This window comes from Phycisphaerae bacterium, assembly GCA_024102815.1.
GTDB lineage: Bacteria > Planctomycetota > Phycisphaerae > UBA1845 > UBA1845 > JAGFJJ01.
The window spans coordinates 17,562-32,652 of sequence record JAGFJJ010000005.1; the positions used below are offsets into that span (position 1 = coordinate 17,562).

Annotated in this window: 11 protein-coding genes, 1 tRNA gene and 1 pseudogene; 9 read left to right on the plus strand and 4 right to left on the minus strand. The window is 62.4% G+C overall.

What is annotated here, in order from left to right; all coding sequences use genetic code 11:
• The first annotated feature begins 1 nt into the window (after window position 1).
• Both J5J06_00400 and J5J06_00405 read left to right on the plus strand, forming a co-directional pair.
• Window positions 2–1,120 (plus strand): ABC transporter permease, encoded by a 1,119-nt coding sequence (locus J5J06_00400; protein ID MCO6435531.1) that lies wholly within the window; start codon window positions 2–4, stop codon window positions 1,118–1,120.
• Between the two features lie 733 nt (window positions 1,121–1,853).
• A complete protein-coding gene (locus J5J06_00405) occupies window positions 1,854–4,418 on the plus strand; it encodes a PKD domain-containing protein (protein ID MCO6435532.1) in 2,565 nt (854 codons plus the stop codon).
• Window positions 4,419–4,607: 189 nt separating this feature from the next.
• Here the strand turns inward: J5J06_00405 and J5J06_00410 are convergent.
• Window positions 4,608–4,681, minus strand: a tRNA-Val gene (locus J5J06_00410).
• A 424-nt stretch (window positions 4,682–5,105) separates the two neighbouring features.
• Here J5J06_00410 and lpxC point away from each other — a divergent pair.
• The 5 genes and pseudogenes from lpxC to J5J06_00435 all read left to right on the plus strand — a co-directional run bounded on the left by lpxC (window position 5,106) and on the right by J5J06_00435 (window position 10,193).
• Window positions 5,106–6,416 (plus strand): annotated as a pseudogene (gene lpxC / locus J5J06_00415) (UDP-3-O-[3-hydroxymyristoyl] N-acetylglucosamine deacetylase).
• Window positions 6,417–6,447: 31 nt separating this feature from the next.
• Window positions 6,448–7,542 (plus strand): acyl-ACP--UDP-N-acetylglucosamine O-acyltransferase, encoded by a 1,095-nt coding sequence (gene lpxA, locus J5J06_00420; GenBank protein ID MCO6435533.1) that lies wholly within the window; start codon window positions 6,448–6,450, stop codon window positions 7,540–7,542.
• Between the two features lie 100 nt (window positions 7,543–7,642).
• On the plus strand, window positions 7,643–8,659 hold the full coding sequence (locus J5J06_00425; protein MCO6435534.1) for a Gfo/Idh/MocA family oxidoreductase: 1,017 nt from the start codon (window positions 7,643–7,645) through the stop codon (window positions 8,657–8,659).
• Between the two features lie 142 nt (window positions 8,660–8,801).
• Complete coding sequence (locus J5J06_00430) at window positions 8,802–9,716, plus strand: abortive infection family protein (protein ID MCO6435535.1); 915 nt, start codon at window positions 8,802–8,804, stop codon at window positions 9,714–9,716.
• A gap of 6 nt (window positions 9,717–9,722) precedes the next feature.
• A complete protein-coding gene (locus J5J06_00435; GenBank protein ID MCO6435536.1) occupies window positions 9,723–10,193 on the plus strand; it encodes a nucleoside deaminase in 471 nt (156 codons plus the stop codon).
• Window positions 10,194–10,222: 29 nt separating this feature from the next.
• On the opposite strand, the gene J5J06_00440 is transcribed toward J5J06_00435, so the two are convergent.
• Window positions 10,223–10,708: a VOC family protein gene (locus J5J06_00440; GenBank protein MCO6435537.1), complete on the minus strand. Its 486-nt coding sequence runs from the start codon at window positions 10,706–10,708 to the stop codon at window positions 10,223–10,225.
• Here J5J06_00440 and arfB point away from each other — a divergent pair.
• The gene (gene arfB, locus J5J06_00445) at window positions 10,677–11,318 is read left to right on the plus strand and encodes an aminoacyl-tRNA hydrolase (GenBank protein ID MCO6435538.1); all 642 of its coding nucleotides are present in this window, start codon (window positions 10,677–10,679) and stop codon (window positions 11,316–11,318) included. The two genes, J5J06_00440 and arfB, sit on opposite strands and share 32 nt — an antisense overlap.
• A gap of 123 nt (window positions 11,319–11,441) precedes the next feature.
• Window positions 11,442–12,395 carry a DM13 domain-containing protein gene (locus J5J06_00450; GenBank protein MCO6435539.1) on the plus strand — a complete coding sequence of 318 codons (954 nt, stop codon included), beginning with the start codon at window positions 11,442–11,444 and terminating at the stop codon, window positions 12,393–12,395.
• A gap of 106 nt (window positions 12,396–12,501) precedes the next feature.
• On the opposite strand, the gene J5J06_00455 is transcribed toward J5J06_00450, so the two are convergent.
• Window positions 12,502–13,776: a hypothetical protein gene (locus J5J06_00455; GenBank protein MCO6435540.1), complete on the minus strand. Its 1,275-nt coding sequence runs from the start codon at window positions 13,774–13,776 to the stop codon at window positions 12,502–12,504.
• A 169-nt stretch (window positions 13,777–13,945) separates the two neighbouring features.
• A complete protein-coding gene (locus J5J06_00460) occupies window positions 13,946–15,010 on the minus strand; it encodes a hypothetical protein (GenBank protein MCO6435541.1) in 1,065 nt (354 codons plus the stop codon).
• Window positions 15,011–15,091 lie beyond the last annotated feature (81 nt).

Genomic DNA, 15,091 nt, shown 5'->3' on the forward strand with positions numbered 1-15,091 from the left:
CATCCTGCGGCGTATTCTCGCATTGACCATCAAAGAGTTCCTGGCGATCGCCAAGGATCCCAAGAGCCGTTTCGTGGTCATCGGCCCGCCGCTGATTCAGTTTTTTGTCTACGGATATGCGGCCACGTTCGACGTCACGGACGTTCGTTATGCGGCGTTCGATGAGGATCGCACATCGGCTTCGCGTGCCTTGTTGGCGCAATTCGACGGCTCCGGCCATTTCCGGCGCTCCCTGACGATCGACCACGAGGAGGAGATCGCCGACGCCATTGACAACGAAGCGGCGCGTCTCGTCGTGCACGTGCCCCAGAGGTTTGCCGCCGACCTGGCCGCGGGGCGCACGGCCGAAGTGCAGGTCATCGTCGACGGGCGCAACTCCAACGTCGCCAGCATCGCGGGAAGTTACGTGAACTCGATCGTGAATGAGTTCAACGCGCGATACGTTGGTGGTCCGGGCGTCAGCGAGTCGACGGCACCTTCCATCGTCCTGGTGGAGCGCGCCTGGTACAACCCGAATCTGCTGAGCCGCTGGTTCATCGTCGCGGCGCTGGGCGGCGTTATCTCTACGGTGGTGGTGATGGTGCTTTCCAGCCTGTCCGTCGCGCGGGAACGTGAGTTCGGGACGTTCGACCAACTGCTGGTTGCTCCGTTCTCCCCGGCCGAGATTCTCATCGGAAAATCCGTACCGGCGTTCGTGTTCGGACTGGGCAACGCATTGCTCTTGTCGGCGGCCGCCGTGTGGTGGTTTCAGATCCCGTTCGAAGGCAGCATTCTTGCACTCGTCCTGATATTGTCGACCTACATTCTCTCGATCGTGGGCCTGGGGCTCTTCGTGTCGTCGCTCTCCACGACGATGCAACAGGGACTTCTCGGTTCTTTCATCGCCATTTTTCCGATTGTCATCCTCTCGGGCTTCACAACGCCGATTGAAAACATGCCCGATTGGCTGCAATTCCTGACGCTGGCCAATCCGCTGCGTTATGTGACAGCCGGCCTGCGGCGGATTTTTCTGGAGTCGGCCGGCGTATCGCAGATGGGTCAGTACATCCTGCCACTGCTCCTGATCGCGGCGATCACGCTGACGGTGGCGGGATGGTTCTTCCGGCATCGAACGCAATGAGGATCGCATGGCGGCGTCTCCGGTCTTGTTGGGCGCGACCTCGAAGCGAGGCCATGCCGCGTCGTTTTCCGCTGAGGCTCTTAACGCATCGGGTTGCGTTCGGGTCCCCAATCGGCGGGCTGTCCCCATAGGTAATAACGCGCATGGGCGCTCAGTCGGCGCGGCGCGCCGAGTGAGCGCCCGTACGTAAGTTGATGAAAAGTCCACCAGTTGAGTAATCAGGTCGGTTCAGTTTTGCTGATATTCCTCGCGCCCTGAAGTGCCAGATTCCGTCCGGGCTGAAAGGATCGCGTCCTCCGGAGCCGTCGAGTTATTCGTTGATGTTCCATCAAGCCGTCATGACTCGACGTTGAATCCGGAGCACTCTATTTTTTTCTCGAACGGCTTATGGAAATGATGAATCTTGACGTGATCGGACACTTGCGCCGATGATATGTTTCTCGAGCCGACCATTCCGCGTCAACCGAATTTAGGGCCGAAATCCAAATACAGAGAGGGGACTGTCATGCTGCTGCGTTCCGAGGTTCGCACGAATCGGGCATCGGGCTTTCTTTCATGCGCGAGTTCAGCGCCTGTCTTCCTGCTTGCGTTGGCCCTGTTGGCGCACTTGCCGGGGGGTATCGTTCGGGCTGAATCCGGGGAGGTGCGTGCGTCGTCGCGGGATTCCGGGGAACGCAAGGACCGAAGCGAGGGCCGGGCGCAATCGGACACCGGGAATAGGGAGGCCGGAAAGGTGCTTGCAGGAACGGTCCTTGTTACGCCTTGTGATGCACTCATTCCGGGAGATGACCCGAATTCTGTCAACGATCGCGCGTCCAATGGCGGGATTGATAGCCGCCGAACCAAGTCACGTGTCGCCATGCCGGCCTATTACGTCTGTACGCGGCAGGCCTCGTACAATATCGAAGACAACAAGCTTGTCGTGCGCGGGCTTTACCAATCTCCGAGGCGGGCGCCGATCATTCGGTTGATCGACGACGCCACGAACATCGAACTCGCCTCGTTCACACCGGAAGGCCGGGGGGGCGCTTTCGAATTCGAAGTCGATGGAATACTCGGTCCCCCCTGCAATATCCGGGTCGAAATGAACCCCTACGCCTACCAGGCCGGCGTCCAGGGTGCTCCCGCGTCGTGCCAAGGCACAGGGGGAGGCAACCATCCGCCGGTCTGCGGGATTCTCCTTCCCGCCGGCGATGTCAGTATCCACCTGGGAGAGTCTGTCTACTTCTCCGGAACCGCCACCGACCCGGATGGGACGGCGGGCCTGACGTTCGAATGGGACTTTCACGGCGGAGCCGATGAGCGGCCTACTGTTCTCGTACCGGGCCCCGTCGTGTTTGACCTTGCCGACGGCAGCTTCCTTGCAACGTTCAAGGCTACCGACGTGAATGGTGCTACCTGCACGGACAGCGTGACGGTCAACGTGGGGTTGCCGCCTGACGGGCTTCCGCCGATGGTCGCGCAGCAGCCCGCGCCGGGCGAGCCGGGCTCCGGCAGTACATCGCACGTTGTGTTGCCCTTCAACGACCTGGGCATGCACTGCGGTGATCTTTCTTCCGTACCCTTCGCGGTTCTTCCTCCATTCAACACGTTGAACGCTCAGGTGGTGCGTCGAGGCCTTTCCTCGAATCAGCCGCCCGAGATTGAGGATGATACCTTCATTGACTTGCGATACTCGGCGGCGTCCAACCCGAACGATCCGGTAGGACCGGGGTCGATCAATTCGACCAGTCAGAATTACCCCGTCGGTGCAAAGCTCCGCGATGCGACGGTACGCAAGACGGACTTCTGGGATGTTGACGAGACCACCGGCTCAACGATTGCGTCTCTTTTGTTCCCGGGACTGGATCCGCTATCGGATGAAGGGCTGCAGACGATCGACAACCCCGACCACGGACGGTACATGCCCGGTATCGCGAATCCCTACTACGCGAACGATCCGCAGTTGTTTGGAAAATACCTCGAAGAGAAGACCTGGTTTACCGCCCAGGGCATCCCGATGACGAGTGTCGATGATGGCGGTCGGCCGAACTCCTACCCCCTCATGCGCGTGCAAGCCATTGAGAGGTCGACGGGCGAGGTGTTGGCGACTACCGATGCGGTCGTTCCCGTTTCTTCGGAGGTCGATTGTCGCGACTGCCATGCGTTCGGCCTGGTCGGCGCCGATCCGACGGCCCGGGCCTCGGGTCCTGCGTTCGTTCCGCCGGCCACGCAGGATCGCCTCGACCTGGAGACTTCGGCCAAGGCCAACATCATCCTTCTGCATGACTATAAGCACGGTACGTCACTGGCGAGCAATTCGGACCCGATCCTATGTGCTGCGTGCCATCGGTCCAATGCGCTGGCGGTTGTGGGTGGTCCAGGGGGAGATCCGGCACGCGACAGCATGTCCCGCGTGACGCACGGGTTGCATGGAAGACTGCAACTCGACGGGCAGGGATCGCTATTGCGCGACGCCGCGGGAGAGCCGATTCTGATCAATCCGAACAATATCTCTCCGGATCAGGTGCCCTTGATTCCCGTCGGCCTGGATGATCCGATGGAGTCCAACTGTTTCCTCTGCCATCCCGGGAAGATCACGCAATGCTTCCGAGGCGCCATGTACACGGCCGGACAGACGTGTGTCTCTTGTCACGGTGGTATGCTGGCTGTCGCCGGGGAGTACCCGCTTTCGAGCGGGCAGGCGCGTACGCCGTGGGCTGACGAGCCGCGCTGCGGATCGTGCCATCATGGCATGGGTGAGATGGCCGTGTATACGGAGGCATACGCTGCAGGTGACCCAGCGGCAGAACCAATGCCGCCCCTGACATCCCGGTTCGCGGAAAACGTCGGCACCCTCTACCGCGACAGCCTCGACAGTCATGCGGGCGTAGCGTGCGAGGCGTGCCACGGCAGTCCGCACGCGATCTGGCCGCACCGCGACGAGAACGCCAACGACAACGTGGCCGCGATTCAGCTCCAGGGGTATGTCGGTCCCATTCGCGAATGCACGGTCTGCCATGAACCGGGTAGTTTCCCGAACGGCACGTTGTCTGGCCCACACGGAATGCACCCGGTGAACGATCCGAACTGGATCAAGGGCGAAGGACAATGGCACGGGGAGTACGCCAAGAATCATAACGGCGGTGATCGATGTGCCGCGTGTCACGGCGCGGACCACCGGGGCACACGGTTGTCGCGCGTGCCGGTTAACCGTGTGCTACGAGATGCTGAAGGGCGCATTCGTACAACGCTGAACGCGGGTGACATCGTTTCGTGCGATCTCTGCCACAGCCTCGGAACCAGCTTTGAGGATTGACGTCCAAAGAGAGACCAGCAAGGCGTCCTGCGTTCGGACGCCCCAACGATCACCCACGATGTTGAAGGATCACTGCGGGGCTACGGTACAAGCGAAAGGTGGCGTTCCAATCGTCCACGGCCCCCGATGAGACCGCGCCCGTTGCCGAAGAATCTGAGATGCCGGGGGAATGTCGAAATAGGGCGGGAATGGGCGATACAGGACTCGAACCTGTGACCTCACGGGTGTGATCCGTGCGCTCTAGCCAACTGAGCTAATCGCCCGCTGGGATGCTTATATCGCGTTCCCGCAGGCATGGCAATCCGGAACGCACGCCCGGTACCGGCGATCGAAAGCGCCACCTTCAGACGGAGCCCGGATGCGCCGTTGCGGCATGCCCAGGTCGGCTCCAGCGGCCAGGAGAGCCGCCGAGATTGAGCTGGCCGGCTCCGGCCGACCTTCACTTCTCCTATTTGCCGACATTGCCTGCAGGGTTGCCACTGCTCGACAGAGTACAGTGTGTGCCGAATTGTGTTCGGATTTCAGAATGTTCAACCGACGTGGCGTTGATCGGCGCGGACGGTCATCGCATAATGTTTCCCTGAGGTAAGTTGAGGCGGGTACCGGTCGGCGCGGTCGGGTCGGGACCGTTCTCGCGCTAAGATCAAGTCCTAGACCCTGAGGTGACGGGCTCCAGCGTTGGTACGACAGAAGACGATCGGGCGCACGGTGGAGCTGGAAGGGCGGGGGTTGTTTACCGGCGCCCCGGTGATGCTTCGCTTTCGCCCGGGCGCGCCCCATTCCGGGATCTGGTTCGTCCGCACGGACCAGTCGCCGCCGATTCGAATCTCTGCCACCGTGGACAACGTGACCAAGCGCGCCCGGCGAACGTCGCTGCGCAATGGGACGGTGTCCATCGAGACGGTTGAACATTGCCTGAGCGCGTGCGCCGGGCTGGGGATCGACAATCTCGAAATCGAGCTTAATGCCGACGAGCTGCCGGCCGGTGACGGAAGCGGGCTTCCGTTCCTGGAAGGTCTGGACGATGCGGGGATCGAGGAACAGGACGCCCTCCGGGAGCCCTACATCATTTCAGAGGTTGTGCGCGTCGTGGACGGCGATGCGGAACTGGTGGCCCTGCCGCCGCTGGTGGGAGACAGCGAGGTCCTGGAGGTCTGGTACGACCTCGACTACGGACAGGGCGGTCCGATCGGCCGGCAGGTCTATGGTATCTCTGTCACGCCGGAGAATTTTCGAACGCAATTGGCGGCGGCGCGAACTTTCGTGCTGGAGGAGGAGGCACAGCAACTTCGCGCGGCCGGTCTGGGGACGCACCTTTCGGCCAAGGACATCCTGGTCTTCGGGCCGACCGGTCCCATCGACAACGCGCTGCGTTTCCCCGACGAATGCGTGCGGCACAAGCTGCTCGACCTGGTGGGGGACCTGATGCTGCTGGGGCGGCCGCTGGTGGGTCGGGTGCATGCTCGAAAGAGCGGCCACGCGCTAAATCATGCGCTGGTGCGGGCGCTTTTGGAGAAGGAGCAGGAGCGGAACGAGCGGTCGCTGCTCCAGAGCGAATCCGCGGTGAACATCCACCGCATTCAGCGCATTCTGCCGCATCGATACCCATTCCTCATGGTCGATCGAATCGTGGAGATCGACGGCACGCGTCGTGCGGTGGGGATCAAGAACGTCTCGGTGAACGAGCCCTTTTTCCAGGGGCACTATCCGGGCGACCCGATCATGCCCGGCGTGCTGATCATCGAGGCGCTGGCGCAGGTGGCGGGCGTGCTGCTCAGCCAGGCGCTGGAGCACAAAGGGCGGGTGGCGGTGTTGCTCGCGTTGGACAAGGTGAAATTCCGCCGGCCGGTTCGCCCGGGTGACCAGTTGTTGTTAGAGGTGGAGTCGGTCCGGGTCCGTTCGTCGACGGGGCATGTTCGCGGCCGGGCCCGGGTGGGCAGTGAGTTGGCCGCGGAAGCGGAGATCAAGTTCGTTCTGACGGACGCGGAGTCGCCGTGAGATCAAGGTCGAGGCGGAGTAGAGAAGCACCGTGAGTATTCATCCGACAGCCATTGTTGAGCGCGGGGCCGAGATCGGGCGGGACGTGTCCATTGGTGCCTTCGCGTACATCGGCCCCAACGTCCGTCTCGGCGACGGATGCCGCATTCATCATCACGCCACGATCGACGGTCTTACGACAATGGGTGAGGGGTGCGAGGTATTTCCGCAAGCGGCGATCGGACTCACTCCGCAGGATCTGAAGTATAGCGGCGAAAAGACGTCGCTGGAAATCGGAAAGCGGAACATCTTCCGCGAGATGGTCACGGTCCATCCCGGTACGGGCAACGGCGGCGGGGTTACGCGGATCGGCAACAGCAACTTTTTCCTCATCGGCGTGCACGTGGCCCACGACTGCCTCATCGGCAACAACTGCGTGATCGCCAATTACGTGCAATTCGCCGGGCACGTTCACGTGGAGGACAACGTGAACATGGGCGGGCACAGCGCCGTCCACCACTTCGTCACCATCGGCAAGCACGCTTTCGTGGGCGGGATGACCCGCGTTGCGGCCGACGTGCCGCCGTTCATGGTCGTCGTCGCCGCGCGAGGGACTCGGACGGAAGTGCGCATGGTCAACGGCGTGGGCTTGCAGCGCAGCGGATATTCGCAGGAGGACATTGCGGCACTGAAGGACGCCTTCATGGCAATTTACGCGCGAAAGGCGCGGCTCAGCGGCGTGCCCATTAGCGACCGCGTGCAGGCGATCCTCGACGTGCCGGATCAGAATCCGCACGTGGTCTATCTGTGCAAGGCGCTGATGCGTTCCTTCGCCCATGGGCGGCACGGGCGCTATCTGGAATCGCTTCGGCAGGACCCGGTGCATCGTCGTAGTTGGCGACTGGCCGAGGGATCGTCGGCGGGGAATCGACTCGCGATCGAGGTCGTCGGTCAAGGCGTTGTGGATCGCGTGCGAACCGACGGCGAGAACGGCGGGCACGAGACGCTGCGGCTCACCGCGCAGGCCGAACCCGGCTGGGCATTTGCCGGGTGGGATGGCAATCTCTCCGGCCGGTTGAACCCCGCGATGATCGTGCTCGACGACCACAAGAAGGTGACGGCGACGTTCACGAGAGTTTCGGTATAGCCCGCCGCTCGCATGGCGGTGCGTCAGGAAACGCGCCCTACAATCAGGACTCCCAGTCGGTGGGAGTAGCCCGCCCTACCGAAAGAACGAGATTCCCCTCATGACCAAACCTCTTCGTGTTGCCGTTGTCGGATGCGGACACATGGGCCGCCACCACGCCCGAGTCTATTCGCAGATGAAGGACTGCGAGCTCGTCGCCGTTGTCGACAAGGACCTCGACCGCGCCCGCAAGATCGCCTCCGAACACGGCGGCAAACCCTACGCCCGCGCGGCCGACGTGCCCGAGGAACTCGACGCCGTCACCGTTGCCGTGCCTACCGTCTTCCACGCCGAGATCGCCATTCCCCTGATGGAACGGGGCGCGGCCGTGCTCGTGGAGAAGCCGCTTGCACCCGACACACGCAGCGCCGCTCAGTTGCTCGCGGCGACGCGCCGCACGGGGCGATTGCTCCAGGTCGGGCACTCCGAACGTTTCAATCCCGTGGTGCAGGCCATGCTGCGGATGGGCGTAACGCCGCGGTTCATCGAGACGCAGCGGGTCAGCCCGTTCACCTTCCGCAGCGCCGACGTGGGCGTCGTGTTCGACATGATGATCCATGACATCGACATCGTGCTGCACCTCGTGCAGCGGCGGGAGTACACCATCGACGCGGTGGGCGTGAGCGTGCTGGGCGCGGCCGAGGACGTGGCCAACGCCCGCGTCCGCTTCGGCGACCACGCCGCGGTGAACCTGACCGCCTCGCGCCTGGCGCTGAAGACTGAGCGGCGCATTCGCATCTTCGCCCCGACGGGCTACCTCTCGATGGACTATCACAAGAAGAGCGGCATCGCCATCAAGCTCGACGACAACCTCGACCTCATCCGCATGGCCCGCGAGCGGAACTTCGACGACCTCTCGCAGATGGCCTCGCTGGACTTCGGCTCAATGGTGAAGATCGAGCCGCTGGTGGTGGACGACGTGGAGCCGCTGCGGGCGGAATTGGATTCGTTCGTCGGCGCGGTTCGCACCGGCGGCAACGCGGCCGTCTCCGCCGAGGACGGCTACGCTGCGGTGGAGATGGCTGAACGCATCACGGCGGAGGTGAGGAAGAATGATTGGGGGGGCGTCGCAAAATAGCGTCCAGGCACTCGGAGGGTCCGCCATGCGGACCACTGCCGTAGGGCGGGCTGCGCCCGCCGCTTGTGTCGTTTGGCGCGCGGGGTATCTTCTGAGCCGCAGGCTTCAGCCTGCGCGAATTGTTGTTACCCAAAGGTGATTCATGAAAGTCGACGAGCAACGCATTTCCGAAGTGACTCGGCGACGCATATTCGATCAACTTGCGCTCGAAAGGATACCGTGGTCTGGCCGCCTTAATGAACCGGATTTCCTTGCACGCCTTTACAATCTGAAGGGCATGGGTTCAACAGATCATCGCTTCGGCGATGCCTACGGTGATATTTGGCAACACCGCGTCCGCAACTTGGATTGGGAACCGGATTGGGTGTTCACGGACCGTCGCTTCGATCTCCTTCGTTGTCCCGATGAAAGAGTCCTTCGCTTTCTATGTGAAACGATGCATCCTGTAGTCCAACCGGACGAAGGAGTCGTGGGCAGGCTGCTTGGCATTTTCAATGATGCCCTTGCAAATGACGGGTTTCAGATCGTAGAAACAACCCAAATTTCCGGTCAGCCCGTGTTCGCCCCCTGCGAAACAATCGCAAATCCTCTGACCCTGGGTGCTGCGAAAGCAATCGCGCAAGTAATGTCGGCGGACTACCTGAGCCTGCAAATCACGCGCATGCAGACTTCAATCCACGGCGACCCCGAATTGGCAATTGGCACCGCGAAGGAGCTAATCGAAACGTGCTGCAAGACGATCCTTCGCGAGAGAAGCAAACCGTTTGAGGACACTTGGGAAGTCCCGAAATTGGTCCGTGCCACGCTCGAGGTGCTAAATTTGGTCCCGGACAATTTTCCGAAGGAAAAAGAGGCGTCAGATTCGATTCGTAAGACGCTGGGGAACCTCGCCCAATTGGCCCAAGGCGCAGCCGAACTCCGCAAAATCTACGGAACTGGACACGGAAAGGATGCTTCGACAACTCCACCGCATCCTCATCTCGCTCGACTTGCGGTAGGAGCAGCATCGACCCTTGCGGTCTTTCTATTCGAAAGGCATAGATTGGAAGCTTTGTAGATGGGGATGGAAGCCCAAGACCTACAACTTGCCGTTCAAGTAGCCCGCTCCGGCATCGCCGCCGGCCAGACACCCTTCGGTGCCGTTATCGCCACGGCCGGGGGTGAGGTTATCGTTGAGGCCCACAACGAGGTTCGCCTTTCGGGCGACATCACCGCCCACGCGGAGATCGTGGCCATCCGCCGTGCGTGCCAGAATCTTGGCACGATCGACCTCTCCGGGCACGTGATCGCCACGACGTGCGAGCCGTGCCCGATGTGCGCCGCGGCCATCCACTGGGCCCGGCTCGATGCCGTCATCTACGGAGCCACCATCGCCGACGCGGCGGCTGCGGGGTTCAACGAATTGTCCGTGTCCATCCACGACCTCTACGCCAAGGGCGGCAGCGGGGTGAAGATCATCGAGGGCGTGGCCCGCGAGGAGTGCCGGACCCTGTTCGAGGAATGGAAGCGCGGCCCGAACCCGAAGCCGTATTAGGTCAGGGGAAGCCCGCCCGCTCAGCGACACTATTTGTCCACCTGTGGCAACAGGGATTCGGCCAGCCTTATGCGATTCCCGTCCGGGTCCTCAAAGTCAGCGAGCTTGACCTTCTCGGGAACGATCTTGGTCTCACCCAGGAAATGAACGCCGCGCGATTCGAGCAGCTTTCGAGCGGCGTCGACGTTCTTGACGCCGATGTTCAGGGAAATGGAACCGCTGCCTTTGACTTCGCCGCCCGCTCCGAGCCCGACGGCCACGCCCGGGATCCCGAATGTCATTTCCGCCCAATCGAGGTCATCCCGACGTACGCGAATGTCAAAGTCCAACACCTCGTGATAGAACTTCACCGCCCGGTCGAGATCGGAGACCCGCATCTGCACGAGCAGCGTGTGGCGATATCCCAGACCCGAGCGCGCCTGCTCGGCGGCCCGCGACGAGCTTCCCATCGCCCATCCCGCTGCGACAACGGTGATCCCCCCGATGCCCAATGCTGCTATCGCGCTTTTCTTCATTTTTGCACTCTCCCGCAAGAACCGACCCGAGGACGAAGAGCGTATACTCTGTCTTTTCCGGAACTCGCCAACAAGGCCCAAATCTAATAATGTCCTCACAGGCGGCTTTTATTCTAAAAAGTCGCCCAAAATCTGGAATTCGCATGGTTGCTTCCGAGGATTGGCATTGGCAGTAGGTTCAGCAGTGGTTCAATCAGTGTCACTCGAAATCAGCAGACTTGTCCCCTGGATCGACTGGTCCTTCTCGCGCTCGTCCGGGCCGGGGGGGCAGAACGTCAACAAGGTCAGCACGCGGGTCACGCTGCTGTTCGACTTTGAGGCGTGCTCGCTTCTGGACGATGCGGCCAAGCGCCGCATCCGCCGCCGCCTCAGCACACGCCTTTCCAGCGATGGTCGGTTGCGGGTCGTCGCCTCGCGGGAGCGTACGCAAGCACGGAATCGCGGGGCGGCCGAGGCGCGGTTGGTCGAGCTGCTGGAAGCGGCGCTGTCGCGGCGGAAGCCTCGGATCGCGACAAAGCCCACCGGTGCATCCAAACGCAGACGGATCGAAGAGAAGAAGCGCACCGGCCTGCGCAAGCGCGAACGGCAGTCACGTCCCGAAATCTCCTGATTACGCACCTGAAAACAGCGGATGTAGGCTCGGATTCCTTCGGTTGAAGTGTCGGGCGAATTCTCCTACGATGTGTTCCCACGCAATCCCGGGGCCGGGTTTCGAAGAAAAAGGGGGAACTCCATGCGATACGCCGTCACGGCCGTGGTCATGCTGTTTGCGGTCCCTGCCGCGCGGGGCGATACGCCGTACGCCCGGGCGGGTTGGTTCGCCGATCTGAGCACGCTGGCTCACGGCGTTTCCGGGCGGGTGACCATCGTGGACGCGGACACGTTTCGCATTGACGACTTTTTCTATGACGGCGGGGGCATCAGCGTCTACGCGTATCTTGGTGCGTCTGATTCGAACGCTGCCTTTGCCTCGGGCCTGCAAACGGGCCCGCAACTCCTGGGCATGCCCTTCAGCGGCGGATCGCTGGTGATCGATCTTCCGGCGGGACAGACGCTGGACGGCTACAACGCCGTGTCCATTTGGTGCGTTACGGCCGGTGCGAACTTCGGATCGGGGACGTTCGGTCCACCGGAGTATCCGCGCGCGGGATACCAGGTGACGCTGCCGCCAGGTTCGCACTCCACGCACGGCGTGGTCACGATCGTCGACGAGCGGACGTTGCGCCTGGACGAATTCTTCTACGACGGATTCGCTCCGGCCGTGTACGTCAATCTGGGCGTGGATACGAGCAACGCCAGTTTCCTGAACGGTACGTGGATCGGGCCGCAATTCGCCAATGGCGTCGCGCTGGTCGACGCGACGTTTACCGTGCAGTTTCCGCCGGGGCAGACGCTCGACGGGTTCGGGGCGGTGTGCATCTGGTGCGAGGTGATCAAGGCCTGTTTCACGCGGGGATCTTTTCCGCGGGCGACGGGCGATATCGATATCGATGGGGACGTGGACCTGAACGACTACGCCATGCGGCACGACTGCACGCTCGGACCGGATATTCCCGGGCAGAGCACACGGGACTGCATCGACGCCGACGTCAACGGCGACGGATTCGTCGATCTGGGCGATTTCGCTGATGCCGATCTTTGCCGCAGCGGCCGGGGACAGCGACCGGCAACGCAGTGCATTGAATGAGCGAAGGGCGGGAAACCGGAGAATTCGAGATCTTTGGATGGGATCGGCATTTGCAGAGCCGTGCAGACTGAAATCTGCGGCTCGCCCTGCGGATTCGGCAACTGGCCTAACGCTGGAGCATTTCCCAGAGCGCCTGTTCCGCCTCCGTGAATTTGGCCGCCGCCGATTGCAACTCCAGCCGGATCGACGCCAGATCGGGATCGTCCGCGGGCAGTTGACCTTCGCGGGAGTCGATCAGGGACTTGAGCCGCGCCGTGGCGTCGTCGAGATGCGCTGCCGCGTCGGTGAAGTCCCGCGCCGCGGCGATGACGTCCAGCTCCTTGCGTTCCCGCTCCGAGGGCTTGCTGAGCAGCTTCCAGGGGTGGAGGGTCAGGTCACGAATGCCAGCCTTGAGAATGACGCTTGCCGCCTGGGCGTTTTCGAACACTTCATCCACGCGGTCGGCGTTGAGCGAGACGGTCTTTTTTGTCTGCTCGGTGGTCTTGCGAATGTCGGCGAGCGAGCCGTTCAACTTGTCGAACGCCTGATGCGCCTTGGCCAGGAGCGTGGCACCCGCCACCGTCTGCCCGTCGAGTTCGAGCTGCCCGGCGAGCGGCGCGGCGATGTCCTTGTCGAGCCTGCCCGCGGCCGACTCCACCGATGCCATCGCCTGGTCGACGTGCGGACGATTCTCCTTCACCAGCGACACGATCTCGCTCAGCCCGTCGTTGATGCGGTCCAGCGCCGCGTGCATCTTGAAGAGCAGCCGCTCGTCTTCGTCGGAAAGCTCGCGCTCCAGCGACGCGGTGATTTCCTCGACGTTGTCCAGCGCCGAGCGCGTCTTCTCCACCAGCGTGGCGATGTCGGCCGCCTTCACCTGAGCCTTGATGATGGCGACGAGCCCTTCGGGATTGGCCGAGTCCAGTTCCTTCTGTACGCGGTCGAGCACGGCGTCGAGGCTTCGCGCCCGGCCCAGCAGCGGCGTACCGGGGTCGAGTCGCGTTGGCGAATCGCCGCGTGAGATGATCTCGAGCATGCCCTTGCCGCCCAGGGGCGGGCCAGTCGCGAAGACCTCCGCATCGACGCGCAGGTCGAGATCGGCCGGGACGCCGGCGCGGACTTCCAGCATCTGGGCGGGGACCGCCACGGGGTCTCCCGCGTCGGGCATTTCCACGAATCGCGTCTCGCTAACGGCTCCGATCTTCTGCCCAAGATAGGTAACGAACGAACCCCGGCCGAGTTCGGGCAGGGTCGTGCCCGGTGCGAAGCGGACGATCAGTTCCTTCCGGGTGGGGCGGAACAGGTCGCTGCCGGCGATAAACAGCAGGCAGGCGACGAGCAGGACGAACATCACCACGACGGTGACGCCGAGCCGGAGCGTGTTGCGGGGTCGTCTTGCCATGGTCCACTGAACAGGTCCGACGGGCGGTCCTCGAAGGCCTACCCGCGCCCCAGGCGCGCCGTCACTGGAGCGACCAGCGCGGGCGTGCGGGGCATTCTATCGAACCGGGGGCCGGTCTGCACCGTCAACTGGATTGGATGATCGCATTCCCGACGGAGGCAGGCCGCGTCTACTTGGTTGTTGCCTGTTGCCCGTTGCCTGTTGCCTTCAACTCCGCATCCGGCCCGAAAAACACCCGCAGTTCTTCGATCCCCGGTCGGCGGGCGCGGCTGATCCACGCGGCGAGCAGGACCCAGGCGCAGCGGGGGTCGCAGCGGAATGGCATCGTGGAGCCATCGCGAGCGGGAACCACCGTCCCGGTGCGCAGGTCCACGTAGAGCTGGGAAGAGTCTGCCGTGAAGATGTGCAAGCGAGACTTCTGAGACCACAATCGCCGGTCGCGAACGGCCACACCTCCAGGGACGGCGAAGGCATATCTGATGCGGCTGAAGGGTATGAGTAGCAGCACGCCAATCAGGGTTCCGGCAGCGAGCACGCCGAGTCCGCCGGCTGCCCTAGCGAACCAAACCAAACAGAATGACCAGAGCGCGATCGCCGCAAGTAGACGGACGGTGAGATCATTGCGGGACGCCATCCACCTCCGAAAAGCGTCCGAGGCTCGGAAAGCCGTTGAAGCATTGGCGTTGTCAGGGGCCTGCCGCTCTCGCATAAGTTCCGCAAGCCGCATGGCGTCCTCATTTTGCAGCAGGAGTGATGTGGGCTCGAAGAAGAACGATGTCGGCTGGGGTCGGACATCGGGACGCGATCTGCGGTCGTAGATGACAACGACAGTTCCGTGGGGCATGTTCCGCAGAATGCGTTCGCGCTTTCTGTTGCGCGGTTCATCTCCGCGAAGGCGCAACTCAATGCGACGATGAAGAAACCGGGGGCTGCCACTCTCCAGCAAAGTGTGCAGCCGGCGGAGTCTGAGCTGGGACCGCCTTCGCGCCAGAGCCTGTCGCGCTCGCAGAACTGTCCAAAACCACGCTACCGGTCCAATCAAGGCCAGTATGCACATGCACACCAGAAAATAGCTGCTGGGTTCCAAGTCCGGCCAGATCGCGTTCGTGAGGAATATGATGACGATGACGGCGATTGTCCAACAAACGATTGTGCCGCACGCCAGAACAAACAGCATCGGCAGCCCCATGGACGGCGCGGGTACGTTCAGCCAGTAGATGCGCGGTCGCTGCAAATCCCCTGATGAAGAATGTGATGCTCCCACTACCGTTCAGCCCTCACGCATCGGCGCCTCTGATTAGCAGCATTGAGTCGA